At 62.6% G+C, this 25,239-nt stretch carries 22 protein-coding genes, 6 tRNA genes and 1 other RNA gene; 19 read left to right on the top strand and 10 right to left on the bottom strand.

The genetic code is table 11. From position 1 onward, the window contains the following. Positions 1-18 precede the first annotated feature (18 nt). Entirely contained in the window at positions 19-843 is an 825-nt protein-coding gene (locus QWU43_RS08945) for an ABC transporter ATP-binding protein (RefSeq protein ID WP_370917653.1), read from the bottom strand. A gap of 14 nt (positions 844-857) precedes the next feature. Continuing rightward, a complete protein-coding gene (locus QWU43_RS08940; protein WP_370917754.1) occupies positions 858-1,727 on the bottom strand; it encodes an ABC transporter permease in 870 nt (289 codons plus the stop codon). A gap of 114 nt (positions 1,728-1,841) precedes the next feature. On the opposite strand from QWU43_RS08940, the gene QWU43_RS08935 reads away from it, so the two are divergent. Beyond that, positions 1,842-3,098: an aminotransferase class V-fold PLP-dependent enzyme gene (locus QWU43_RS08935; protein ID WP_370914732.1), complete on the top strand. Its 1,257-nt coding sequence runs from the start codon at positions 1,842-1,844 to the stop codon at positions 3,096-3,098. 2 nt (positions 3,099-3,100) lie between these two features. Here QWU43_RS08935 and QWU43_RS08930 read toward each other — a convergent pair whose 3' ends face one another. Beyond that, complete coding sequence (locus tag QWU43_RS08930; RefSeq protein ID WP_370914731.1) at positions 3,101-4,060, bottom strand: NAD(P)H-quinone oxidoreductase; 960 nt, start codon at positions 4,058-4,060, stop codon at positions 3,101-3,103. A gap of 200 nt (positions 4,061-4,260) precedes the next feature. On the opposite strand from QWU43_RS08930, the gene QWU43_RS08925 reads away from it, so the two are divergent. Continuing rightward, positions 4,261-5,139 (top strand): alpha/beta fold hydrolase, encoded by an 879-nt coding sequence (locus QWU43_RS08925; RefSeq protein WP_370917652.1) that lies wholly within the window; start codon positions 4,261-4,263, stop codon positions 5,137-5,139. Between the two features lie 153 nt (positions 5,140-5,292). Then, positions 5,293-5,382, top strand: a tRNA-Ser gene (locus tag QWU43_RS08920). Between the two features lie 205 nt (positions 5,383-5,587). Here the strand turns inward: QWU43_RS08920 and QWU43_RS08915 are convergent. Then, complete coding sequence (locus QWU43_RS08915; RefSeq protein WP_370917651.1) at positions 5,588-7,336, bottom strand: DUF5635 domain-containing protein; 1,749 nt, start codon at positions 7,334-7,336, stop codon at positions 5,588-5,590. A 189-nt stretch (positions 7,337-7,525) separates the two neighbouring features. After that, positions 7,526-8,548, bottom strand: coding sequence for a histidinol-phosphate transaminase (hisC, locus tag QWU43_RS08910; protein WP_370917650.1), 1,023 nt, complete (start codon positions 8,546-8,548; stop codon positions 7,526-7,528). Positions 8,549-8,675: 127 nt separating this feature from the next. On the opposite strand from hisC, the gene QWU43_RS08905 reads away from it, so the two are divergent. The 3 genes from QWU43_RS08905 to QWU43_RS08895 all read left to right on the top strand — a co-directional run bounded on the left by QWU43_RS08905 (position 8,676) and on the right by QWU43_RS08895 (position 9,100). Beyond that, positions 8,676-8,767: transfer RNA gene (locus tag QWU43_RS08905), tRNA-Ser, on the top strand. 22 nt (positions 8,768-8,789) lie between these two features. Continuing rightward, positions 8,790-8,862, top strand: a tRNA-Arg gene (locus tag QWU43_RS08900). Positions 8,863-9,027: 165 nt separating this feature from the next. Then, positions 9,028-9,100: transfer RNA gene (locus QWU43_RS08895), tRNA-Arg, on the top strand. Positions 9,101-9,157: 57 nt separating this feature from the next. Here QWU43_RS08895 and QWU43_RS08890 read toward each other — a convergent pair. Further along, positions 9,158-10,171, bottom strand: a complete 1,014-nt coding sequence (locus QWU43_RS08890; protein ID WP_370914727.1) for a prephenate dehydrogenase — start codon at positions 10,169-10,171, stop codon at positions 9,158-9,160. 37 nt (positions 10,172-10,208) lie between these two features. Here QWU43_RS08890 and QWU43_RS08885 point away from each other — a divergent pair, with 37 nt between their 5' ends. The 6 genes from QWU43_RS08885 to tgt all read left to right on the top strand — a co-directional run bounded on the left by QWU43_RS08885 (position 10,209) and on the right by tgt (position 15,756). Next, the gene (locus QWU43_RS08885; protein WP_370914726.1) at positions 10,209-10,745 is read left to right on the top strand and encodes a tRNA adenosine deaminase-associated protein; all 537 of its coding nucleotides are present in this window, start codon (positions 10,209-10,211) and stop codon (positions 10,743-10,745) included. A 14-nt stretch (positions 10,746-10,759) separates the two neighbouring features. Next, positions 10,760-11,287 (top strand): nucleoside deaminase, encoded by a 528-nt coding sequence (locus QWU43_RS08880; protein WP_370914725.1) that lies wholly within the window; start codon positions 10,760-10,762, stop codon positions 11,285-11,287. A gap of 194 nt (positions 11,288-11,481) precedes the next feature. Then, a complete protein-coding gene (locus QWU43_RS08875) occupies positions 11,482-11,679 on the top strand; it encodes a CsbD family protein (protein WP_370914724.1) in 198 nt (65 codons plus the stop codon). 65 nt (positions 11,680-11,744) lie between these two features. Further along, positions 11,745-11,835 (top strand) — tRNA-Ser (locus tag QWU43_RS08870). A 177-nt stretch (positions 11,836-12,012) separates the two neighbouring features. Beyond that, a complete protein-coding gene (locus QWU43_RS08865; protein WP_370917649.1) occupies positions 12,013-14,475 on the top strand; it encodes an MMPL family transporter in 2,463 nt (820 codons plus the stop codon). A gap of 36 nt (positions 14,476-14,511) precedes the next feature. Continuing rightward, positions 14,512-15,756 (top strand): tRNA guanosine(34) transglycosylase Tgt, encoded by a 1,245-nt coding sequence (gene tgt / locus QWU43_RS08860; RefSeq protein WP_370914722.1) that lies wholly within the window; start codon positions 14,512-14,514, stop codon positions 15,754-15,756. An 87-nt stretch (positions 15,757-15,843) separates the two neighbouring features. On the opposite strand, the gene QWU43_RS08855 is transcribed toward tgt, so the two are convergent. Continuing rightward, entirely contained in the window at positions 15,844-16,551 is a 708-nt protein-coding gene (locus QWU43_RS08855) for a queuosine precursor transporter (RefSeq protein WP_370914721.1), read from the bottom strand. 75 nt (positions 16,552-16,626) lie between these two features. On the opposite strand from QWU43_RS08855, the gene gluQRS reads away from it, so the two are divergent. Next, the gene (gluQRS, locus tag QWU43_RS08850) at positions 16,627-17,550 is read left to right on the top strand and encodes a tRNA glutamyl-Q(34) synthetase GluQRS (RefSeq protein WP_370914720.1); all 924 of its coding nucleotides are present in this window, start codon (positions 16,627-16,629) and stop codon (positions 17,548-17,550) included. Between the two features lie 302 nt (positions 17,551-17,852). Here gluQRS and QWU43_RS08845 read toward each other — a convergent pair whose 3' ends face one another. Then, complete coding sequence (locus tag QWU43_RS08845; RefSeq protein WP_370914719.1) at positions 17,853-18,221, bottom strand: hypothetical protein; 369 nt, start codon at positions 18,219-18,221, stop codon at positions 17,853-17,855. Positions 18,222-18,371: 150 nt separating this feature from the next. Between QWU43_RS08845 and QWU43_RS08840 the strand changes: the two genes are divergently transcribed. Together QWU43_RS08840 and QWU43_RS08835 are read left to right on the top strand one after the other, a co-directional pair. Continuing rightward, positions 18,372-18,974 (top strand): hypothetical protein, encoded by a 603-nt coding sequence (locus QWU43_RS08840; protein ID WP_370917648.1) that lies wholly within the window; start codon positions 18,372-18,374, stop codon positions 18,972-18,974. Then, positions 18,974-19,438 carry a hypothetical protein gene (locus QWU43_RS08835; RefSeq protein ID WP_370914717.1) on the top strand — a complete coding sequence of 155 codons (465 nt, stop codon included), beginning with the start codon at positions 18,974-18,976 and terminating at the stop codon, positions 19,436-19,438. The genes QWU43_RS08840 and QWU43_RS08835 overlap by 1 nt, the downstream gene beginning before the upstream one ends. Before the next feature lie 26 nt (positions 19,439-19,464). Here the strand turns inward: QWU43_RS08835 and QWU43_RS08830 are convergent, their stop codons facing one another. Both QWU43_RS08830 and QWU43_RS08825 read right to left on the bottom strand, forming a co-directional pair. After that, positions 19,465-19,893 carry a M48 family metalloprotease gene (locus QWU43_RS08830; RefSeq protein WP_370917647.1) on the bottom strand — a complete coding sequence of 143 codons (429 nt, stop codon included), beginning with the start codon at positions 19,891-19,893 and terminating at the stop codon, positions 19,465-19,467. A gap of 284 nt (positions 19,894-20,177) precedes the next feature. After that, positions 20,178-20,265, bottom strand: a tRNA-Ser gene (locus QWU43_RS08825). Between the two features lie 115 nt (positions 20,266-20,380). Between QWU43_RS08825 and ffs the strand changes: the two genes are divergently transcribed. The 4 genes from ffs to QWU43_RS08805 all read left to right on the top strand — a co-directional run bounded on the left by ffs (position 20,381) and on the right by QWU43_RS08805 (position 25,185). Continuing rightward, positions 20,381-20,477, top strand: an RNA gene (gene ffs / locus QWU43_RS08820) — signal recognition particle sRNA small type. Between the two features lie 193 nt (positions 20,478-20,670). Then, complete coding sequence (locus QWU43_RS08815) at positions 20,671-21,942, top strand: aminotransferase class I/II-fold pyridoxal phosphate-dependent enzyme (RefSeq protein ID WP_370917646.1); 1,272 nt, start codon at positions 20,671-20,673, stop codon at positions 21,940-21,942. A 57-nt stretch (positions 21,943-21,999) separates the two neighbouring features. Further along, a complete protein-coding gene (locus QWU43_RS08810) occupies positions 22,000-22,662 on the top strand; it encodes a hypothetical protein (protein ID WP_370914713.1) in 663 nt (220 codons plus the stop codon). Between the two features lie 33 nt (positions 22,663-22,695). Beyond that, the gene (locus tag QWU43_RS08805; RefSeq protein WP_370917645.1) at positions 22,696-25,185 is read left to right on the top strand and encodes a DNA polymerase III subunit gamma and tau; all 2,490 of its coding nucleotides are present in this window, start codon (positions 22,696-22,698) and stop codon (positions 25,183-25,185) included. Positions 25,186-25,239: the final 54 nt, after the last annotated feature.

The following is a 25,239-nucleotide window of genomic DNA, read 5'->3' as shown; positions in this document are numbered from 1 at the left end:
CCTCGCGGTTTGGGGTGGTCAGCCCCCGTCAGTTCCGTCCCCGTCGATGCCTGTCTTTTCCCGCTCCATCCGACGGATCAGGTTCCGGACGTGATCCGCGGCCCCCTTGCCCTCGTAAGCCTCGACCACGTCATCGACGCGACCCGCCTGCCGGATCTGGCCGTGATCGACCCACAGGGCCGTGTCACACAACTGGGCGAGAAAGTCGTTGGAATGCGACGCGAACACGAGGATGCCCGAACGGGACACCAGTTCCTCCAGCCTCGCGCGTGCCTTCGCCATGAATGCCGCATCGACTGCTCCGATACCCTCGTCGAGAAGCAGGATCTCCGGTTCGATCGATGTGACCACTCCGAGCGCGAGGCGGATCCGCATACCTGTGGAGTAGGTGCGCAGTGGCATCGCCAGGTACTCGCCGAGCTCAGAGAAATCCGCGATCTCATCCATCTTCTCCTTCATCTGCTTCCGTGTCTGACCGAGGAAGAGACCGCGGATGATGATGTTCTCGTAGCCGGAGATCTCCGGGTCCATCCCCACCCCGAGATCAAACACGGGTGCGACCCGGCCATGGATGTGCGCGCTGCCACGGGTCGGTTCGTAGATGCCGGACAGTAGTCGCAGCAGTGTGGATTTGCCCGCTCCGTTGTGTCCGACCAGGCCGACGCGGTCTCCCTCCCGCAGGTGCAGATTGATGTCCTTCAGAGCCTCGACGACAACGACATTGTCGGAGTTCCGTCCGATGGCTCCACCCGCGGCGCCGAGGAACGCTTTTTTCATGGAGCGGGATTTGGCGTCGAAGATTGGGAAATCGACGCAGGCGTTGTAGGTGTCTATGGAAACCATGTGGTGTTTTCTCCTTACACCCAGTAGCTGACGCGGAATCGCCACTGCTTCATGGCGAGTAACGCCAGGCCCAGGCCGAGGACGGTGCAGCCGATGACGATCCACCAATGGTATGCGGGCAGATCGGCACCGATGAGCGGTGCCCGCAGCACCTCCATGTAGTGGTAGAACGGGTTGAGTTGAGCGAGTTTCGCCCGCTCCGAGATCTCCCCACCCTGACCTTTGAGGGTCTCTGTGGTCCACACGATGGGCGTGATGTAGAACAATAGCTGTACCAGTGCTTCGAGGAGCGGGGAGACATCGCGGTAGCGGGTGGCGATGATGCCGAAGAACATAGACACCCATACGCCGTTGAGTACGAGAAGAAACAGCGCCGGGAGGGCGAGGAACCCCTGCATCCCGAGTGGGCGGGGGAAGACCATGATCAGCACGAGCCAGATCACCATGTTGTGCGCGAGGAAAAGCAGTTGCCGCCACACCAGCCGGTAGACGTGCACCGACAGTGCGCTGGGGAGTTGCTTGATCAACCCCTCGTTCTCGATGAAGATGTCCGAGCCGTCCTTGATCGCGCCCGAGATGAAGTTCCACATAATCAAGCCCACGGTCACATGCGGCAGGAACTCGGACACCGGGATCCGGAACAGGACGGAATAGAGTAGTCCGAGGGCCACAGCCATCACGCCGGTGGCGATGGTGATCCACAGCGGGCCGAGAACGGAGCGTCGGTAACGCTGCTTGATGTCCTGCCAGCCGAGTTGAAGCCACAGCTCATGCTGGAAGAATCCACGCACGAGATCAGACCACGCCGCGGCGAACGTGGTCGACCGAGAACGATGTTCGCCGGGGTCTTCCGTGCGGACCAGCCGCGCTATGTCCCCTGACAGGTCTTTGGTTGAATGGCTATCTGACACACTGAACACCCTAGCGGCCCCGGATGCGCTGTGCGCGGTGGGCGGGCATACTGGCGGATGATCACCCGGATGGAAGAGGAGGCGGACATGGCGCTTGATGTTGCCCGAGTGCGCGGACTCTATGTGTCATTGAGTGACGGGTGGACGTATCTCAACGCACACGAACTCCCGCAGATCCCGGAACGGGTCGCATCGGGTGTCGCCACAGCCTTTCGTACCTCCGCCTCAGCCGCGCAGAGCCAGGTTGCCACCGGTACCCATGGTCTGACCGCCCCGGGGGGCGAGCTCATCGGTGGAGCACACGCCACTGCCGCCCGTCGTGCCCTCGCCGATCTCGTCGGCGCGTCCGCAGACCGGGTGGTGCTGGGGCCGAATCGGGATGTACTCCTGCGTTCCCTCGCTGACGCGGTCCGCCCGCGGCTACGTCGAGGCGGATCAGTCATTCTGAGCAGGTTCGCGGATCCGTCGCTGAACGGGCCGTTCACCGCGTTGGGGGCGGGTGAGGGGGTCACGCTGCGATGGGCGGAGCCGGATCTGGGTACCGGGGAATGGCCAGCCTGGCAGTACCGGGAGCTCGTCGACGGCTCGACCAGACTCGTCGTTGTCAACGCGGCGCACCGGCTCCTGGGTACCGTGGCTCCGGTCCGGGAGATCGCGGAGACCGTACACTCCCGATCACGCGCCTGGGTTTTGGTTGATGCGTCGGCGATTGCGCCATATCGTGGCATTGATATGGACGAGTGGGGTGCAGATATCGTCCTCGTGGATTGTGCGGCATTCGGTGGACCCCAGATATCGGCGCTGGTGTTCCGGGACACGACGATGTTCCCGCGTCTCGACGCCATCTGGGACGGTGCGCCGGAAAACAGTGCGGCGAAACTTGAGCTTGGCCCCCTACCCACAGGTCTCCTCGGAGGTGTTGCCCCGGCGGTGGATCACCTCGCCGATCTCAAGGAGAACGCCCGTGGCAGTCGACGGAACCGACTCATCGCGTCGACGGGTGAGTTGGAGGACTACATGCACTTCCTCTCCCTTCACCTCATCGACTCCCTCCAGTGGCTCGGTCGTCTTCACCTGCTCGGGATCACAGGGGAGACCGCAGGCGACGTGTACCGGCAGGATCGGGTCCCGAGGGTCAGCCTCGTGGTTCCCGGCGTCGCCGCGGAGGTCGTGCAGCAGCGGCTCCTGGCCAACCGGCTCATCACCACGGTCAGCCCGTCGGACCCACTTCTGGAACAGATGGGTGCGTGGGAGGCCGGTGGATCAGTGACCGTGGCCCTCGGCCCGTTCAACACCACGGCCGACATTGACCAACTGACCCGCGCCGTCGCCTCCTTCGGCTGAGGCTACTCGACGGTGAGGATCAGCTTGCCCGTGACCTCGCCGGAATCCAGTAGTCGGTGTGCTTCTGCGGCCTGACTGATCGGGAGCGTGCGATGGATGGTGACCTGTATGCGACCGTCGTCAAGCATCGGCCATACGTGTTCGATGACCTCCGCTACGATCCGCGCCTTGTCCTCCAGATCACGGCCACGCAGACCAGTCGCCGAGATTGAGCCACGCTTGGACAGTAGTCGGCCGATGTTCAGCTCACCCTTCACGCCACCCTGCATACCGATGACCACGATATGCCCGCCCATCGCCAACGCCCGGAGATTCGGGTCGAGATACTTGGCGCCCATGATGTCCAAGATCACGTCGGCGCGATTTTTCAGCACCTCTGCGAAATCCTCCTCCCGGTAGTTCACCAGGATGTCTGCGCCCAGCTCACGACACGTCGCAAGTTTCTCTGCGGACCCGGCCGTGACAGCGACAGTGCAGCCCAGTTGCTTCGCCAACTGGATGCCGAACGTGCCGATCCCGCCTGCGCCACCGTGCAGGAGCACCGTCTGCCCCTCGTGGAGTCCTGCGACCATGACCAGGTTTGACCACAGGGTGCAGGCAACCTCGACGACGGAGGCCGCCTCCGCGAAAGAGTACCCCTCCGGGATCGGCAGGAGCTGACCGGCCGGAACCGCGACATACTCCGCGTATGCGCCACCTGCCAGCAGACATGCCACCCGTTCCCCCTTCTCCCGGCCGGAGTCACCCGGGTCCGCGATCACTCCCGCACACTCGAGACCGATGATCTCGGACACCCCGGGCGGCGGCGGATAGTGACCCGCAGCCTGTAATAGATCGGCACGGTTGACACCCACGGCCTTCACCTCGACCAACACCTCACCGGGCCTGATGGTGGGGGTGGGGACCTCACTCCATGTGAGTGATGTTTTGTCGTCGGGATTCGCCAGTGTGATTGCCTTCATATGGACCAGCGTAGGGGAGATGGCCTATGTCGCGCTGAGGCTTTCAAGTTCACATTGGCCACCACCCCTACTGGACGTCCGGAAAGCAGGAAGGACGGTACGTCGAAGATGGATCTTTGAGGGCGGGCATCGGTAGCATCGGGGCACGGGGCGCCGTAAAAATGGCACTGCTCCGCGCTATCAGATGGTAGATTTTCGCCGTGTACGAGGGATTCGACACCATCAGGGTTCCGGTACCCGGAGCTGCCATCCATGCCCGAACCGGGGGTACCGGCCCAGCGGTTCTGTTGCTGCACGGATATCCACAGACGCACGCGATGTGGCACCGGATGGCCCCGTACCTCGCGGAGGATCATTTCGTCGTCATCCCGGACCTTCGCGGATATGGCCAATCCGCAGCCCATGATGGAGACTTCAGCTTCCGTACGATGGCCGCCGACTTCATCGCACTCATGGCACACCTCGGACGAGATCGGTTCCACGTCGTGGCCCACGACCGAGGTGCCCGCGCCGCCTACCGCATGGCTCTCGACCATCCAGGTATGGTGCTCTCCGTCGCCCTCCTGGATATCCTCCCTACCTACCTGGTCTGGGACATCATGGACGCCACCCTGGCCAAACGCTATTTCCACTGGGTGTTCCTCTCGCAGCCCGCACCACTACCCCAGTGTCTGATTGGCGGGAACCCCCTGGCATTTCTCCGGGCGCAGCTCGCCGGAATGGGCGGCACGTCCCATTCCTTTGATCCGGAAGCCCTGCAGGACTACGAGAACGCTGCCCTCCGCCCCGAGGTCATCGCGGCATGGTGCGGTGATTATGCCGCCGGAGCGACGATCGATGTCGAACACGACCGCGCAGACCTCGACAAAATCTCCGATATCCCGGCGCTCGTACTCTGGGGAGACCAGGGGGTGGTGGGGCGGCAGGTGAATCCGCTCGATGCGTGGCGGGCGTGGTTCCCCCGCGTCCGAGGTGGGGCCGTCAATGCCGGGCACTTCGTTGTCGAGGAAAACCTGGAGGAAGTCCTGCCCGCCGTGACCGACCATCTCCGGCAGGCAACGGGGAGCGCGGGTTGCTAGACACGTCGCGTCCGTGTTTGGTGGAACACCCGAGGGTGTCACACCGCCTCGATGTGCATAACCGATACCAGATTGATTATCATCGGAAGACACCGTTGTTTTTGACTCGGTCCCGTCGGCTCTGTCGATGGAACCGACCACTGCGATGGTTCTGGAAGTATGGCAGAGCGGCCGAATGCACTCGCCTTGAAAGCGAGCGTCCCTTGAAACGGACCGGGGGTTCAAATCCCTCTACTTCCGCCAGAGAAACCCCCTGTGCAGCAGGGGGTTTTCTGGATCTTCGGGGATCACGTACGGATGTCGTTTAGTGGTGGAGCGCTATTCTGCACGGTTTGAGCCTGGTGCATTGAAACCGTGCAGAATAGGGGGTGGCTATTCTGCACGGTTTGGGCCGGGTGTGGTGAAACCGTGCAGATTAGGGGGATGAAGACGGCGATGGACCGGTCGGTCAATGTCCCGGGGTATCTGTGGCGACGATGGCCCGGTAGCGGCTGCTTCGCCCAGCCTTGATGAACGTGGCCTCCCCGGAGGATACGAGACCGTCGAGAATGCGTCTCGCTTTGGTTCTGCCGATGTCGCACAGCGACATGAGCTGACCGGTCGTTATCTCCTCGAACTGATGGAGCCACTGACGGGCGGTTTCGGTGAGTGGCCCTTCCGTAGTGGGGTTGAGGTATCCGACGAAATCGTCTGCACTGCATGCGTCGCCTTCTTCGAGAGCCACGCTTCGGGCGCCTTTCCCCAGTACCCAGGCGCTCGGTTGGATCGATTCAATGAGCGGATGGCCGGCAATGGTGGTCTGCCGAGCCGCGGAGATGGCGATTTCTGCGGCTTGTGAGGAATTTTGGAGAATGCTCGCGATTTCGCCGGTGGTGATAAAGGCGTGGGTTAGTAGCCGGTAGAGAATTGCGATGATACGTAGGTCTGAGGCACGCTCCTGCGGGCGCAGATGATCGACGAGGGAGATCATCGGGTACAGGGGTTCCCCACCCTGCAGAATGCACTCGACGAAGGGCCCGGCGACCTCGGTGATGAGGGGCGGCCGGTGGCCGAGAGCCATCATCGACAGGTACATTCGGTCAACCCCCAGCCCCTGCTTTTCAACGAGGGAAATCGCCCGGAACAAGTCGGCGAGGGCGGGATAACGGGCGTTTCTATTGCTCAGGATGTTGTCGGTGCTGATCGCGTCGGGAAAGGCGCCGGGGCTCCGTACGATATGGGTGCTGTCGAGGGTCATCCACCTGATGTCGGTTGGTTCCCGTCGTTCGAGGTCGCGGTGGATGAGTCCGTTGAGCATCGCTTCGCGCGCCGCTTCCTGCGGGACAGCCAGGATTCGACGGTGTGACAGCCCCGCTTTCTGCGTGAAGGTGGTGTTGTGGGCGTCTACCCGTTGTTCAATGGCGGCGATCTGTTCGAGGAGGCTGTGCCTCGGGTTCGCGTCGTACTGGTCAAGGACGTGACCGCCCTCCACGTCGATGGCGGCGAAGGAAAGCCACGTTCTGCCGGTGTCGGTGAAGAGTATTTCTGCTGCCACTGTCAGGTATCCGTCGGCGCTGAGCGCACCGATTTTTCGGAGGTATTCCTCCGGGGTGGAGGAGTGATCGCGGGACCAACTCTGTGCGAGTTCCAGCGCATGAGGTCGAACAGCATCCAGATTCTTGTCGCTTTGGGCAGCGAGGGGATCGAGCCCCCGGGCTCGATCGCGGTGGGCCCACCACTCGGCGCGGTCAACTTTCGTGCAGGAATCACCGACGCGCCAGCGTAAATTGTTTCCCGTGTCGGGAACGGGTTCGCGTGCCTCGGCGACATAGATCACCAGGAGTCGAAAGCCGGCAACGTGCCGGACATCGATGCGGGGGGCCACGTCGACTGCATGGTGAATTTTCTGTCGAAGCCATTCGCTGTCCAGCTCGGTACCGATGAGCCGACCGCTGCGGTCCTCGACACCGACGATGAGCACCCCGCCCCCGGGAGAGTTGGCCATGCACGCTACTTCGTCGGCGAGCTTCTGCGCTGCTTCAGGATTGGTCGGTTGCCCTGGTTCGAGCTCGCGACCGCGTCGGCGCCCGGCTTCTTCTTTGAAATCGAGGGCCTCGGACTCGTCTGTCTTGAGCAGGCGCCCGTCCCGCTCGGCGGACAACACTGACTCCACCAGATTCTCAAGCTCTGACCTGCGGGTGGGGTTGAAGTTCTCCATGGGGACCCTTGCCTTGATGCGACCTACGGTGGTTGGGGGCTACGCCGCCGCCTCCACCGTATCAACAGATTAGGGGGGTGGCTATTCTGCACGGTTTGGGTCCGGCGCGTTGAAACCGTGCAGATTAGGGGGCGCTATTCTGCACGGTTTGGGCCATGTGTGGTGAAACCGTGCAGATTAGGGGCTCCGCTAGATGAGTTGCCGCCAGGCGTCGAGGAATGTCCGGGTCTCGTCGTCTGTGGTGACGGTGACCCGGATTCCTTCGTCGAATGCCCTGACCAGCACGCCGTGACCGGCGAGTTCGGTGGCGATGTGGCGGGCGTCTCCGGTGGGGATCCAGACGAAGTTGGCCTGGGATTCCACCGCACCGGGGATCTCGGCGGTGACGATGTTCCGTTGGGTGACCGCTTCGTCGGTGCGGCTCAGCAGTTCATCGGCTGCCGCCAGGGATGCGAGTGCCCCGGCCTGGCCGACGGCATTGACGCTGAACGGGAGTGCGACGCGGTTGACGGCGTCGATGACCAGGGGGTTGCCGAAGGCGTAGCCGACGCGGACCCCGGCGAGGCCGTAGGCCTTGGAGAAGGTGCGCATGCCGATGAGATTCGGGTAGTGGTGGATCAGTTCGGTGGATACCGGGTTGTTCTCGTCACGGACGTATTCGATGTACGCCTCGTCGAGGACGACGACGATGTCGTTCGGGACGCGGTCCATGAAGGCGGTGAACTCGGCGTCAGAGATAGTGGTGCCGGTGGGGTTGTTCGGGTTGCAGACGAAGATGAGCCGGGTGTGCTCGGTGATGGCGGCGGCCATCGCGTCGAGGTCGTGCCGGTGGTTGTCGTCGAGGGGGATCATGACGGGTTTCGCGCCGACGACCTTGCAGAAGATTGGGTATGCCTCGAAGCTACGCCAGGCGAAGATGACTTCGTCGTCGGCTCGGCAGGTGGCTTGGATGAGCTGCTGGCAGAGTGCGGAGGATCCGCAGCCGACGGCGATCTGTTCGGGGGTGAGTCCCAGGGTGTCGGCGAGTTCCGCTTTCAGCGTGACGACGCCCATGTCCGGGTAGCGGTTCACGGCACGTGCCGCGTCGATCATCGCCTCCACGGCGCTGGGGAGCGGTGGGTGTGCGGCCTCGTTGCTGGAGAGTTTGAGGGCGTCGGGCATTGCCTTTCCCGGAACGTAGGCGGGAATGGCGGAAACATCATCGCGGATCATGTGTTCAAGACTACAACCCGGTGAATGTGGCTGTATGGCCTGTGGTTTTGCTGTGGTGGGTGTGCGCGGGGTAATATCATCGCTGGTTTCACATCGTCTGCATTCGTGCAGTGTTTGTGGGGTCGATGGAGGCGTGCCAGAGCGGCCGAATGGGACTCACTGCTAATGAGTTGTCTTCCTAACAGAGGACCGGAGGTTCAAATCCTCTCGCCTCCGCCACCCGTAAGGGTTAATTGAATAAGCGCCCGTAGCTCAACGGATAGAGCATCTGACTACGGATCAGAAGGTTGGGGGTTCGAATCCCTCCGGGCGCACTCTGTGTTGAGACAGAAATGGCGACGGCCCCGACTGGGAAACTGGTTCGGGGCCGTTCCTTTTGTGTACACGAAGGCATTCATTCACCTGCGTGTTTGTAGAGCCATCCGGTGCGGGTGTAATGTAGTTCCTCGTTGCCAGGGCCATCTCGGTCATGATGACATGCGCCCGTAGCTCAACGGATAGAGCATCTGACTACGGATCAGAAGGTTGGGGGTTCGAATCCCTCCGGGCGCACCGTTCGGAAGAACCCGGTACCATGACCACGCGGTACCGGGTTCTTCTTTTTCTGTGTCAGTAGACCTCGATACGTGCGCCGAGCATCTCTGCGTGAGCGAGCTGGTTGACCCATCCGTGGGTACCGGGTTGGAAGCGGATCACTGGGCGGGGTGAGGCGAGGAGGCTGCCGTCGCTGGTGTGCATTCCGGAGCGGGCTTCGTAGCGGATTCGGGAGCGGTATCCGGTATCGACGAGTTCTTCGATGCTGGGGCGTTCCCCGGTGAGGTTGGCACGGGCATCGTTGAGTAGTGCGAGAGTCTCGTCGAGTGCTTCGAGGAGTGCCTCATTGTTGGTTTCGCACATCGCGCGGACGAGGGAGGGGGCGCTGCCCGCGACACGGGTACCGTCGCGAAAACTGCCTGCAGCGAGAGAAAGTGCGAGCGCACCACCGTTGTCTCCGACGATGGCGAGGGATTCGGCGAGCAGGTGTGGGAGGTGTGAGATGCGTGCTACTGCGGCATCGTGGTTGCCGACCTGAGCTGGGATGACCTCGGCGCCGACGCGGGTCGCCATGTGCACCACGTCGATCCAGAGGGACACCCAGTCGGATGGCGGGGGTGTGTCGTCGAGAGCGCGATCGAAGGTGACCACCCAGGCGGCTCCCCTGAACAATTCGTGCTGGCTGGCTGTCCAGCCACTGTCCGCGGTTCCGGCCATGGGGTGACCGCCGACGTAGCGGTCAGTCATGTCGCGCTCACGGACGAGTTCCAACACTTTCGCTTTCACGCTGACCACATCGGTGAAACCGCAGTCGGGGGCGTGTGTGTCGATGGTGTCCAGGAGGGAGGGAATCGCGGGCATTGGAGTCGCCAACACGATGAGTGCGTTGCTTTCCTGTGCCCGGGTGAGCGTATCGACGAGTGAATCGGAGACGTCGTAGCCCTCGCCTGCGGCGGTGCGGGCTGCGGAGGGGGAGCGGTTGTAGCCGAATACGGGATGCCCGGATGCGGCGAGATCGCGGAGCAGCGATCCGCCGATCAACCCGAGGCCGAGGATGCAGACGGGGCGGGAAATTACGGTGGTGGTCATCTGACAATTCTCCCATACCGCGACTACGGTTACCGGTATGGATTCCAATGGCTTTGACGGTTTCGACGGTGATGCCGCCGAACATGACGATGATCTCTGTTTCGCCGTGACCGTCTCGCGTGCAGGCGGTGAGTGGGATGTCCGTGAGATCGATGATTGCTTCGATTCGATCGATGATGCCGTTGCCGCGGTCGGGCGTTTGAGGAGCGAGAGCGCCTCATTCGCGATGCTCTGTGTGGATGATGAGTACTTCCTGATTCTCCGTCCCACTCCTGGGGGTGTCCGCATTTTGTTGTCTGATGCGACCATGGCGATCGGTGATGAACTCGCGGCCGGGGCGTTGGATGAGATCGGGGCGGATATTCCGGAACTGGATTCTGATGAGCTGGACAAGGTTGATCCGTGGGCTGAGGGTGACATCGCGATCCTCGCTGACCTGGGTGTCAGCGAACAGGTGATGACGGTCATCTGTGATGACTCGGAGTTGTGGGCTTCCGAGCAGTTGCTGCGGATCGCCGCTGAGCTCGGCTTCGAGTCTGAGCTGGCGGATGCCGTCGATCTCGACATTGACTGACGGGGATTTCAGTCGTGTCGGTGCTGCCTGAACCGGAGGGGTTGGTCCGGGCGGAGGCGCTCATGCGCAGGGCCATCCGGATTGCCCGCACGACACCGGAGGATGACGTTCCGGTTGGGGCGTTCATTATCGATGCGGCAGGCAGAGAGCTTGCGGCGGCGACGAACCGGCGCGAGGTGGACGGTGACCCCACGGCCCACGCGGAGATACTGGCGATCCGGAGTGCCGCCCGCGTTCACGGTGATGGTTGGCGTCTCACGGGCTGCACACTCGTCGTGACCCTGGAACCGTGCACGATGTGCGCTGGAGCGTTGATGGATGCCCGGGTGGATGCCGTCATTTTCGGTGCCTTCGAACCCAGGACCGGTGCCTGTGGCAGTGTCCGCGATGTTCTCCGGCCATCTGGTGCTGTGCGGTGGCCTGCTGTGCGTGGGGGCGTGCTGGGTGTGGAGTGTGCTGAACTCATGACCGGTTTCTTTGATCGATTCCGTGGGCATGCGGGGGTGCAAGTGACGGGAAGGGGTGGTGGGAACTGTCCGTGATGGTGGAGATTACCCAGCTCAATCTATTTAATGTGTGGAGCCTGTGTGGTCGCTGAGGTGCTGTTCGGTCGCTGCTTCGGAATGACTGTGGCAGATAACGGTACGGATAAAGTTGATGTCCGGGCGTGCCTGTTCCAAAGAAGGCACCTAAGATGGGGCCATCCTATTCACCCATCAACAAAGGAGTTTTCATCATGGGTTTTGAAAGCAAGGCCAACGATCTCGGCGGCAAGATCAAGGAAGGTGTCGGTGAGGCCACCGATAACGAGAACCTGGCCAACGAGGGTCGTGCCGACCAGGTGAAGTCCGACATCAAGGAAGGCGTTGAGAAGGCCGAAGAGGTCGTCCGTGACGCAGCCGATAAGGTCAAGGACATCTTCAAGAAAGATTAGTCCTCAAACCGCACGGTGTCGTGGGAATTTGTTCCTTGACGCCCTGTGCGGTTAGGCTGGTCGGCGGTGGCGTGTCCGAGCGGCCGAAGGTGCTCGCCTCGAAAGCGAGTGTTGGGTAATCCCCAACCGGGGGTTCAAATCCCCCCGCCACCGCCAGTCGAAAAGACCCCCGGGAAACCGGGGGTCTTTTCCGTGTGGGATCACGGGCCGTGCGGCTGAGGGCGGAATCGTATTACAGTGACACCGGTACCGCGCCGTTGACGGTGCGATGGAGTACCGGACCCCATGTCCGGACTACTCTGATGGATCCCGCCGCGACAGAGGAGAGCACCTGTGGCCAAGCTGCTGTACAAACTCGGACGCTGGTCCTACCGGCGGAAATGGGTTGTCCTCGTCGCCTGGGTGATTATTGTCGCGGGTATCGGCGGTAGTGCAGGCGCACTCCAGCGCGGTTTCAATGACATCTTCAACATTCCCGGTACTGCCTCCGAGGCGGCCGCTGATTCCCTGGTCCGGAATTTTCCGGACCAACGTAACCCCTTGGCATCCACCGGTGTGACCATCGTCTTCGCCGCGCCGGAAGGCGAACGGCTCGATGAGTCCCGCTACACCGAGGCCATCGACCGGGTCATTGCGGACATTGACGAACACGTACCCGGGGTGATCGACCGGGAGCGGTTCGGTAATCCCGTGACACTCAACCCGAAGCTCCAGAAGATGGTCATTGACCAGTCGGTTGGCGCGGGCCTCCCGAAGGAAACCGCTGAAGCGGACGCGAACAACCTGGCACTGGTCAGTGAGGATGGGCGGATCGGATACACCAGCTTCAGCCTCGACGTCCCCCTGCCCGCCGACGTCACCGATGAACAGCGAGCCACGATCCGGCAGGCCATGGCCGTTGGCCGGGAAGCCGGACTGCAGGTTGAAGCCGGAGGCCCAGCATTCGGTGACCCTCTGGTCATCAAATCGACGAGCGAGATCATCGGCCTCGGTGTCGCCTTCCTCGTCCTGCTGTTCACTTTCGGCTCCTTCATCGCTGCGGGCCTGCCACTGATCACCGCCGTCGCCGGTATCTCGGTCGGATCCTCCGCGATCCTCATCGCCACCCACTTCGCCCCGCTGAACAACGTCACCCCGGTCCTCGCCGTGATGCTCGGCCTCGCGGTGGGGGTGGACTACACCCTGTTCATCCTCTCCCGCTACCGCGCCGAGCGGAACCACGGACATGGGCGGGACTCCGCCGAACACGCTGCGGGCATGGCCGTTGGGACAGCCGGGTCCGCCGTCGTGTTCGCCGGCCTCACCGTCATCATCGCGCTCGTCGCACTGACGATGGTCCGCATCCCCTTCCTCTCCTGGATGGGCGTGTCCGCAGCGTTCACCGTCGCCGTCGCCGTCGCCGTCGCCCTCACCCTCCTCCCGGCGCTCCTCGGACTGTTCGGCCGCTTCGCATTCGCGGGCCGGGTTCCCGGCCTGGGGCGCCGCCGCGGAAAAACTCCCGACGCAGCGGAAGGAGCGGGCGTCGAGAAGCGCACCATGGGCCGAGCCTGGGCCACGTTTGTACACCGGGTACCTGCCCTCGTGCTCACCGTCGTGGTCCTAGGACTGTCCGCCCTGTCCTATCCCGTCCTCGACCTCCAGATGGCGCTACCCTCCGACAGCACCTTCAGCAAGAACTCCACCCACCGCAAATCGGCTGATCTCCTGGCAGAAGGCTTCGGGGAGGGCATCAACTCACCGTTCCTCATGATCATTGACGCCCACGACGTCAATCCCGACGCCCAGATCCTCCGCCCCCTCGTTGACGCTCAACGGGAGGGTAACCCCGAGGAATTCAACCCCGAGAGCGCGGCAGCGATGGCCTCCTACGCCTATGTCGCGCAGCGCTACAGCACGAACCCGGACATCAAGCACGTCCAGATCATCGCCCTGTCCGCTGACGGGCGCGCCGCCCAGCTCCTGATCACCCCACGCAGTGGCCCAGCGGACCCGATCACCTCGAAACTCCTCGGCTCACTGCGCGCCAGCGACCTTGAAATCGAGGACGCCACCGGTGTCGACATCGGCGTCACCGGTCTCACCCCGATCCAGCGTGATGTGACGAAGAAACTCGCCGAGGCGATGCCCATTTACCTCGCTGTCGTCGTTGGACTCGCCATCGTGCTCCTGCTCGTGGTATTCCGCTCCATCATGGTGCCCGTCATCGCGGGCCTCGGGTTCCTGCTCTCGGTCGGTGCCGCATTCGGCGTCACCGTTCTGTTCTGGCAGCAGGGACTGTGGGGCATCGTTGACACACCCGCCCCGATCATCTCCTTCATGCCGATCTTCCTCATCGGGGTCACCTTCGGCCTAGCGATGGACTACCAGATGTTCCTGGTCACCCGCATGCGCGAACACTGGATCGCCACCGGAGGGAAACGCACCGAAGGCTCCCGCTACAACGCCGTCGAGGAATCCATCATCGAGGGCTTCAGCATGGGGGCCCGCGTGGTCACCTCCGCCGCGCTCATCATGATCGCGGTGTTCGCCGCGTTCATCGACCAACCCCTGCCGTTCATCAAGATCTTCGGCTTTGCCCTCGGTGCAGGTGTCCTCTTCGACGCCTTCTTCATCCGCATGGGCCTCGTTCCCGCCGCGATGTTCCTCCTGGGCCGCGCGACCTGGTGGATGCCACGCTGGCTGGACCGCATCCTCCCCACCCTCGACATCGAGGGTGCCGTGCTGGAGGAACAGTTCAACGAGCCTGGAAAAACCACTGAGGACCGGACGCCGGCGGCCGTGGGTGCAGGCGGCTGACCGTCATCGGCTCGCACCGGCACTACAGTGTCTGACATGACTGATACCTCCTTCACCCTCGGTACCCGCCTGGAATCCAGCCCGCACGGGCGTACCGGGGTGATCCACACTCCGCACGGCGACATCGCCACTCCGGCGTTCATTCCGGTGGCGACCAAGGCGACGGTGAAGACCCTGACTCCGGAGCAGATCCGGGAAACCGGCGCGCAGGCGATTCTCTCCAACGCCTACCACCTCTACCTGCAGCCTGGCCCTGACATCGTTGATACTGCCGGTGGCGTCTCCGCGTTCGAGAACTGGCACGGCCCCACCTACACCGATTCCGGAGGGTTCCAGGTGATGAGCCTTGGCGTCGGTTTCAAGAAGGTCCTGGCGATGGACACCACCAATCTCACCGCCGCCGACGTGAAGGCCCGGAACAAGGACCGTTTCGCGCATGTCGATGAGGATGGTGTTGATTTCCGCAGTGTGATCGACGGGTCGAGGCACCGCTTCACCCCGGAGGTTTCCATGCAGATCCAGCACCAGCTCGGGGCGGACATCATGTTCGCCTTTGACGAGTTGACCACGCTGATGGACACCCGCGAGTACCAGGACGCATCCGTGGAGCGGACCCACCGGTGGGCGCGCCGTTGCCTGGAGGAGCACAACCGGTTGACCGAGGAGCGCGTCGGCAAGCCGTTGCAGTCCCTGTGGGGGGTGGTGCAGGGTGCCCAGTACGAGGATCTGCGTAGGCAGGCGACGCGCGGTCTGGTGTCCCTCTCGGAGGAGTTCCGCGCGGAGGGGAAGCGCGGTTTCGGCGGCTACGGCATCGGTGGCGCCCTGGAGAAGGAACGGCTGGGCACCATCGTCGGCTGGGTGTGTGATGAACTGCCCGTCGAGGTGCCCCGGCATCTGTTGGGTATCTCCGAGCCGGATGACTTGTTCACCGCGATTGAATCCGGTGCCGACACCTTTGATTGTGTCGCGCCGACGCGGCTTGGGCGACGCGGTGGCGTGTACACCCTCGATGGGCGCATGACACTGACCGGAGCGCGCTTCAAGCGGGATTTCACGGGTATCGACGAGGAACTCGGCGGCTACGTCAGTGAGAACTACTCCCGCGCCTACCTCCACCACCTGCTCAAGGCGAAGGAGTTCCTGGCGGGCACATTGTGCACGATGCACAATCTCTATTTCATGATCCGCCTCGTCGACGGCATCCGGGCCGCGATCGACAACGGTGACTATGAGGCGTTCCGGGACGAGTTCATGGGCCGCTACTACGCGTCGAAGCGGTAGGCGGATCGAATCCCCGGGCGGTACTGGTGTCGGCTGGCCCCGGCCGGGCTGGGGCCGTCGTCGGTGACAGTCCCGCGGGAGGCGGGGTCAGTAGTTCTCGCGTTTCTTCACCCAGGCGATCGCGGCGTAGGTTAGCGGCATCATGATGACCTCGATGCCTGTTTTCCAGAGGAATCCGACGAGCGTGTAGTTGATGGTGTCGCCGATGGTGGTGATTCCGATGACGGGGGCGGCGATGAGACAGAACAGCAGGGTGTCACCGAACTCGCCGACGATGGTGGATCCGATGAGACGGGCCCAGAGGGTTTTCTCGCCGGTGCGTTTCTTGATGGCGACGAGCACGTAAGAGTTGAGTAGTTGCCCGGCCAGGTAGCCGACGAGCGAGGCGATGACGATGCGGGGGACCACGCCGAGGACGCTGGCGAATGAGTCCTGGCCGTCGTAGAAGTCGGCGGCGGGGAGCGCGATGGCAATGGTGAAGGCGGCGACGGCGAGGAGCATCACGGCGAAGCCGGTCCAGATGGCGCGCCGGGTGGCGCGGAAACCGTAGCATTCGGCGAGGACGTCACCGATGATGTAGGCGAGGGGGAAGAGGAAGAAGGCGCCGTCGGTGATGATGGGGCCGAGTGTCACGCCTTTGGTGGCGGTGATGTTCGAGATCACGAACACGGAGACGAACAGGGCGAGCAGCACGGGGTAGTAGGAGCGCTGGACGGGGATGAAGCGGGCGTTTGCGGACGCTGCGGACGTGTCGGCAGCGCCCTGCCCAGGCAGGGAGTTCATGGCTTTTGTCATGGCGAACATCGTGCCACACGGGGGCGCGTGGCTGCTTATCGACGCCCGACTCTTTGGCACCGTTAGCATGGGCCCATGTCCGTTTCTTCGCCCGGCGCCGGTCGTTACGCGCCCTCACCCAGTGGTGACCTGCACTTCGGCAATCTGCGGACAGCGGTGCTCGCCTGGCTGTTTGCTCGGCGGTCGGGGCGGCGTTTTCTGCTGCGGGTGGAGGACATCGATACGCAGCGGTCCTCGGCGGAGTCCGCGGGGCGGCAGATCGAGGATCTGACTCTGCTGGGGCTCGACTTTGATGGTGAGGTGTGGGTGCAGCAGGACCGGTATCCGGCGTACGCGGCTGCGGTGGACGAACTGCGTGCCCGTGGGCTGGTTTATGAATGCTATTGCTCGCGCCGGGAGATTCGGGAGGCATCCGGTGCACCGCATGTGCTCCCGGGCTGTTATCCGGGGACGTGCCGTGATCTGGATGATGCGACGCGGGAGCGACGGCGGGCGGCACTCGCCGCCGATAATCGGGTTCCGGCGCTCCGGCTGCGTTCCGGGGTGGGGGAGTGGACAGTCCATGACCTCTACGCCGGGGAGTACACCGGGGAGGTTGATGATCTGGTGCTGCGCCGTGGTGGGCAGTGCCCGGACTGGGCGTACAACCTTGCGGTGACGGTCGATGATGCGGCGCAGGGGGTGGATCAGGTTGTGCGGGGGCGGGATCTGTTGTCGTCGGCGCCCCGCCAGGCGTACCTGGCACACCTGCTCGGTTATTCGGAGGTGGGGTACGTGCACGTGCCGTTGGTGCTCGGGCCGGGGGGAAAGCGTCTGGCGAAGCGAGATGGGGCGGTGACGTTGCGGCAGATGCTCGAACATGAGTCGATCGAGTGGATTCGGGGACGGATAGCGGATTCCGTGGGGGTTCCCGGGGTATCGGACATGGCTGAGCTGCTGGAGAGTTTCGATCCGGCGCTGCTCCCCGATGATGATGTGGTGTGGGCTACTTCCGGCTGAGTGGCACGGGTGTATGTGTGGCGAGGTGCCCCTGATGTGAGCAAAAAGAGAGACACCACAGAGGTGTCTCTCTTTTAATGCCCGAGGAAACGTCGCCAGATTCGGTGCACGATGGCGCGGGGTGTTTCCGTCTTCTGCTCGGTGGGGGCCGGATTCGCGATGACGACCGGCAGGCTGGCCGTTGCGGTGTCATCTGCCGGTTCTGCTTCCTGGCGTGTGGAGGACGACGCTTCAGGAGGTGTCTTGGGGGCCGGGGAGTTTTGGGTCTCGGGTGTGAGCCTCCCGCGGATCCCGAGGGTACTTCAAGCGATCTCGGCGACCCGCCGTTTGACGGAGGTGCGCAGGAGCGCGAGGTTGGAGGATTCCCGGTCGACGGCTACGTAGATGAAGGACTGGTCGTCGAGCATGCGGATCAGGTGTAGCTGATCGTCGAGAGTGAGCAGCATGTCCTCGAGACCACTTTTGAGCCCCAGGGCCTTGATTGTCTTGTACTTGGCCTTGACCATTTCGCTGTTGTAGGCGGAGGCGACATCGAGGTCGAAGTTTGCCATCTTGGAGGCGCTCGCGAGGGACATGCCTGTATCGAGGTCGACGATGGAAGCGCCGATGAAACCATCCAGATCACTGGAGATGTTGGCGATGAGGTTGTTCAGGTCTTCCTGACGGGACATGGTGATCCTTTCGAAAGGGGGTGGATGCTCTGAGCGTAGCGTATTGTGCTACTAATTCTCGTGAGTATCGGTGTGGTGCCCTAGGTGAACACCGAAACACCTGGAGAAGCATGACTGAGGCTGTAGAGTACCGTCTTTTCAGGAGCCCCCGTGAATCATTCCCATATGAGATCCGAGGAATCGGAACCCGCGTTGCCGATCGATGCGATCATTGGTTCTCCCTCGGATTCGGAAGTTGTTTTTGTCGGTCCGCCTGGTGTCGGGAAAACGACTGCTGTCACGACGTTGTCGACTGCTGCGCCTGTGACCACTGAAGTCCTGATGGTCGATGATGCTGCAGAATTCGGGGACACCGCCAAACAAACCACCACGGTAGGTATCGACTACGGGATCTGGGAGCGAGGTGACGGAACCCTCGTCGGGTTGTTCGGGACCGCCGGGCAGGACCGCTTCAGTCACAGTCGGGCCGCATTGAATAATCCCGATGCGGGGGTTGTGGTTTGGTTGTTTGGTGACCGGGGAAACCTGGACGATGAACTTGAATACTGGATTGCCGCCGCGGGAGGACCGGATGTGGCGGCCCGGATGATGGTTGCTTTAAATTTCACGGTGCCCGGTGCTCTGGAACGGGCTCGGGCCTCACTCAATGGGTTGGGCTATGACTCGATTCAGGTTGTCGAAGTCGATCCCCGGAATATGGATGACATGGTCCGGCTCGTGACGGCGGCCATCCGACTGACGGGGGGATACTGATGAGTGCACGTGGTCATGCTGGTGGCGCGCAGCACCGCCGAATCCGGGGGCGGGAACTCGGTGCGAATGAGATCGCGCGGGCGGCCTTGCCCTATCTCTCCACGATTCGGGAGGAGGTCACCGGAATACGAGCGGTCGTGCTCGGCACCGGTGACGGTATCCATGTGTGTTCCCTCGGCATGAGTGGACCGGAGGATGCGGCGAGACTATCGGCACTGAACTCCTCGATGTTCGGTGTCACTGGAGCTCAGGTGGAGCTGATGGGGCATCCCGGTGCCGTTGGGGGTGAAACCGTGGTCGCGGTGACGATGCCCGGGGAGATCCTCATCGTGGTGAGTATCGTCTACGAACCGGTGGGAAATCTACTGCTCTGTGTGTCCGCGGAGGACACGCAGCTCGGGATGGCTATCCACCAGGCCAGGCGCGCGGCTGATGAGCTCGCGGCCTGGTTGTCGGAGGACTGATCCGGACGGCGGCACTTCCAGGCGGATCAGAGCATCTTTCGTGTACGTTCCAGCCCCTCGGTGGTGTTTCGGTGGAGGGCTCTCATGAGGCGGAATCCGACGGCGTGATCGGCTCTGAAGTTGGCGAAGCGCAGCCAGATGCTGTCCTTGTGTGCGTCGACTGTGTGGAAGTACTCATCGGTGTACTCCTGTGTGCGGGTCGTTGATTTGCTGAGGAACAGCAGAGTCATGACGGGTGAGTAAATGAGACGCCACAGTGAGATGTGCCCGCACTTCGCATGGCCGAGTTCGTGGGCCATGCTGAAACGGAGGCCACCGAAGTTCCCGTGACTGTACGCGAGATCGAAGATGTCGGAGTGCAGCACAATGTAGGTACGCATTCTGTACTTGTTGGCGAAGGCGTTTATTGTGCCGTTTGAGGTTGTGCAGGTAGAGCTTCGGTGGTTTGTGGACACTCGGTTGGTTGAAGTCCATCCATGTGCCGAGTTCGGTGTAGAGCTCAGAGAGCTGTTTCTCCGTCAACTGGATGCTGTTGGCTGGGGTTTTCCAGTACATCACGCGGATGAACACGACGGCGACGACGGGCGTGATCAGGCCCAGGAGAATGCCCGCATCGCCCAGTTTTGAGTTCGTGACGGTATCGAGCAGGACCGGCGCAACCAGCGGTTTTCCGCTGGGGAATCGTGGTGAGGAACGCAAAAAACCGTGGCCCGGAAAAATTTCCGGGCCACGGTTTTTGTGGCGGAGGATAGGGGATTTGAACCCCTGAGGGATTGCTCCCAACACGCGTTCCAGGCGTGCGACATAGGCCGCTAGTCGAATCCTCCAGAAAAGCCACGGCAGGTTTCCCCGTCATGTCTGCGGTGTACTATACCTAAACCTGCTCTCTGGGCCAAACCGGCTATCGGCTTGGGGCTTTGGTGCATTGTGGGTTACCCTGTCATCAGGACCCCGTGCGGCGTACATCTTGTGAACTCCCCCAGGGCAGGAATGCAGCAAGGGTCAGCGAGCTCTGACGGGTGCGCGGGGTCCCCTTATTTTTCTCGGAGGTGCACCGGCAGTAGTTGGCGGTGCACCTTTTGCGTGTCCGCTTCTTTCTGGGGGCGTGCTCCAGCCGTGGTGCCCGTCGGCGGCTACAGTGGATTGCGAAAGACACCGTCTGCTGCCGGGGCTGATTCCCGGGCGGGTGTCCAGGACTGTTTTGCACCCATTCACCGTGGAAGGTGGCACCCATGCCGTTGCAGGATCTCGATGCGAAGGAACTCGCCGATTTCACCGGGGAGATCTCGGCGAAATATGACGAACTTAAGGCCCGGAACCTGAAGTTGGATCTGACGCGCGGCAAGCCGTCGGCGGAGCAGCTTGATTTTTCCGAGGAACTCCTCAGCCAGCCGGGCACCGGTGAGCACGTCACGGCTGATGGCATTGATGTCCGCAATTACGGTGGGTTGACAGGCATCGTTGATATTCGCGCGATCTACTCTGATCTGCTGGGGATCCCGGTGGACCAGATCTGGGCTGGTGACGCGTCCTCCCTGAATATCATGTTCGATCTGATTCTCGCGTCCTACGTTTGGGGAAATAATGATTCGGAAGTGCCCTGGCGTGAGCTCGATAAGGTTCGGTGGATCTGTCCGGTCCCGGGCTATGACCGTCATTTCACCATCACGGAGCATCTCGGCTTCGAGATGGTTACTGTTCCGATGACGGATGAGGGCCCGGACATGGATGTCGTCCGTGATCTGGTCAAGGATCCGTCAGTCAAGGGTATGTGGACCGTTCCGGTGTTCGGTAACCCGACCGGTGTCACCTTCTCGGAGAAGGTTTGTCGTGAACTCGCTGAGATGGAGACCGCCGCCAGGGATTTCCGTATCGTGTGGGACAACGCCTACGCGGTGCACACCCTCACCGATGAATTCCCGGTCATCCACAATGTCATCGATTTTGCGGAGAAGGCCGGTAACCCGAACCGTTTCTGGTTCATGACATCAACCTCCAAGATCACGTTCGCGGGTGCGGGTGTTGCGATCTTTGCGTCCTCGAAGGAAAACCTGGCCTGGTACGGCACTCACGCGGGTGTCCGGGGCATCGGTCCGAACAAGGTCAACCAGCTTGCGCACGCCCGCTATTTCGGCAACGCCGAGGGGGTCCGGGCCCTCATGCGTCGGCACGCCGAATCGCTGGCCCCGAAATTTGCCAAGGTCCTCGACATCCTCGACACCCGCCTCGGTGCGCACGGTGTAGCCACCTGGACGAAGCCGGAGGGTGGATACTTCATTTCTCTTGACGTTGTCGACGGCACCGCTTCCCGCGTGGTTCAGCTCGCGAAGGAGGCCGGGATTGCGCTGACCGGTGCCGGGTCCTCGTTCCCGCTCCACGATGATCCGAACAACCGCAATATCCGACTCGCTCCGTCACTCCCGCCCGTTGAGGAACTTGAGGTTGCCATGGACGGCGTTGCCACCTGTGTGCTCCTTGCCGCGGCGGAGAAGTTCGCGGGCTGATCCTGGCCCTATACTCGTTTCACCGACATGTGACCGGTGACGAGAAGGAGGGGCCCGGTGGACCTCAAGGAAACGACCTACTGGATCAACGATCTCATTCCGGGGTCACTGGAGGTGCACCGGATCGGTGATTTCCACATCGGTTCCGGTGTCCTCGATTCCGGGGAACGCCTCGCCACCACTCTCGACTTCGGGCGGATCGACACCGGGCTGATCACCGATGCGTCCAGTATCTCGGAGTCTGCTGCTGATAGTGTGCCGACGGTGCCCACCGATCTCGACGCCTGCCCCGTCGATGTGCGCAGTGAGATCTTCGCTGTCGCTGCGGACACCTATGACTGTCTTGATCGTGTGGTCGCGGCGTCAGCGTCGCTTCTCCGGGACGCCATGGGTAGGATTCCGGCGTCCCCGGGGCAACTGCTGCCGGGTGTCGGTGTTCTCGGGGGTCTCATTGCGGAACCGGATGTGACGGTGCGTCACGGGCTCCTCGTCGTGCCGTACGTCTGGGCGCGGGGTGTACCCCGCATGCTGGAGAAAGCTGGGGAGGTGGGCTCTGATCCGGGGGTCGGTACGCGGCCGGTGAATGCCCGTCTGACGGTGTTGCTTCAGCTCATCATGCTTACCGATGACGAGTTCTCCTATGCCAGGACGTACGGCATTCCGGCACTCCAGCAGGCGATGGTGGAGCAGAACGTCAACCTGCTCGATCTGGGGCGCTGAACTGAGGTGCCCGCACGCCGGTAGGCTGGGGGAGTGGCTCTTTATCGTAAGTACCGTCCCGCAACGTTCTCCGAGGTCATCGGCCAGGAGCATGTCACCGACCCGCTGAGCGTGGCGTTAGATTCCGGCAGGATCAACCACGCCTATCTCTTCTCGGGGCCACGGGGTTGCGGTAAGACGTCTTCCGCGAGGATCATGGCGCGTTCGCTGAACTGTGTCGAGGGGCCTACGTCGACGCCATGTGGCACCTGTAACTCGTGTGTGTCACTCGCTCCGGGGGGACCCGGGAATCTCGACGTCACCGAGCTTGACGCAGCCAGCCACAACGGAGTCGATGACATGCGTGAACTTCGCGACAGGGCGTTGTACGCGCCTGCGGAGTCCCGGTACCGGGTGTTCATCATCGACGAAGCTCACATGATCACCACTGCGGGGGCCAATGCACTGCTGAAAATCGTTGAGGAACCCCCGGCACATCTCGTTTTCATTTTCGCCACCACGGAACCCGAGAAGGTTCTGGGTACCATCCGTTCCCGGACCCACCACTACCCGTTCCGGCTTCTCACCCCGCCCGCGATGCGCAGTCTCCTTGAGCGGACCTGCAGAGCCGAGGGCGTTGATGTGGAGGACGCCGTCTATCCACTCGTGATCCGTGCGGGTGGTGGTTCGCCGCGGGATTCGCTGTCGGTGATGGATCAGCTTCTCGCGGGGGCGGGCCCCCACGGTCTGACCTATGAGATGGCTGTCCCATTGCTCGGCGTCACGGATTCTTCTCTCATCGACGCCGCCGTCAACGCCCTCGCGCAGGGGGACCGTGCAACGATGTTCCGTACTGTCGCCGACGTCATCGAAGCCGGGCACGATCCACGCCGCTTCACCTCCGACCTCCTCGACCGGTTGCGTGATCTCATGATCCTGCAAGCGGTTCCAGGGGCTATTGAGATGGGGCTTGTTGACGTGCCCGCCGCCCAGGTAGCCGGGATCACCGAACAGGCCTCCGCTTTCGGGGGGTCCGCGCTCGCTCGGCTGGCGGCACTGGCCAATGACGGCCTCGACGAGATGCGTGGTGCCACCGCCCCCCGACTGCTCCTCGAAATTCTCTGTGCCCGCATGCTGCTGCCCGCAGGCACAGACAGCGTTGCTGGGGTGAGCCAGCGACTCGATCTCATCGAACAAGGGCTCAGTCAGCTTCCCGACGCGCCGCCCCCCGCCCGGGCGGCGGCACTCGCCGCCAGTAATCAGGAGCAGAGTCAGCAGCAGTCCGAAGCCTCGACCTCAGCCGATAGTGGGGTTACGCAACCATCGCCGGGGTCACCCAGGGAGAGTGTTCGCCGAGCCCGTGAAACCGCGGAACGCATCGCCCGCCGCGGCTCCTCCCGCACCCGGAAACCCACAGAAACCCCTGCGCCGACACCCACCCCGGAACCGGGCCACCCCCCGGCAGAAAACACGGACAGTGCCGCCCGCGGCGTCGATAAACGCGAGGAAGTCCCTGCCGCCGAGGACCCCGCTGCTCTCGTTCGGCGTAACTGGGAGCAACTCCGTAGAACCATTGGAGCGAACAACAAAGTCGCCGAGATCATGCTCACCGAAGCCACGGTGCTCGGAGTCCGGGGAACAACCCTCGTCATCGGGCACAACACCGGGGCACTCGCAGCACGCCTCAACGCCCCCACCAACAACGGAGCCATCGTCGCGGCACTGAAGAACGAACTCCAGCTCGACTTCGATGTTGTCTGTGAGGTGGGGACCAGCCCTTTTGACTTCGCGCCCCCGGCTCCGCCGGAGGTCCCTGCCCAAAGTGCGCCGAAACCGGAGTCGGAGCCTCAACCGGAACCTGCGCCAGACCGGGAGATGACGCCGCACCAGGAGATAGCACCGAAACCGAGCCCCGAGACAGAGGACATGAAGCAGGCGCGCCAAGGCCCCGCCACGGAGACCTCTGTCGATGAGCCGCCCGTCGACGGTTGGGCCGCGCCCGCGCCACTCGGTGGCCCGGCATCCGAGACCCCGGCAGACACCGGGAGCACCGGTGACGGGGGGGAGCGGCCCGAGCGGCTCACCTCCCCGGGGGAACGGTCATGGAAGGGCACCATCACCCGCGTCACCAAACAGCGGGAACAATACCCCACCCCACGGGAGGAGGGCGCGAGCGAGGACACACACAGCTTCACCGGAGGCGTGCCTTTACCTCCAGAGCCTTTCGATGACGATGCCCCCATGCCCGATGACCCTTACGGGTATTCCGATGATGAGGGTGTTCCGCGTGTCGGGGAAGCACCCATGCCGCGACAGGCCATTTCATCGTCGGAGGTCTCCCACCCCGATGTGGGTCGGGAACGTACCGATGACCAGCCGCAGCAACCCGGACCTGCTGACCCGGACCCGGTACACGGGATCGACGAGGAGGAAGAGGACATGCTACGGGAAGCGGAATCCGGTCCAGGAACCCTCGACCGGCGTACATCCCGGGATATCGCGATGGAGCTTCTCTCGGCGGAACTCGGCGCACGTCAGCTCTGAACCGGAGCAACGGAAGGTAGACTGCGCACAGACGGCCACCGGTTTTCACCGGGG

It is taken from the genome of Corynebacterium sp. CCM 9204, from assembly GCF_041357695.1.
In the GTDB taxonomy this organism is placed as follows: domain Bacteria; phylum Actinomycetota; class Actinomycetes; order Mycobacteriales; family Mycobacteriaceae; genus Corynebacterium.
Note: the sequence above shows the minus strand (reverse complement) of the source record. Positions and strands in the feature narration are given on the sequence as shown.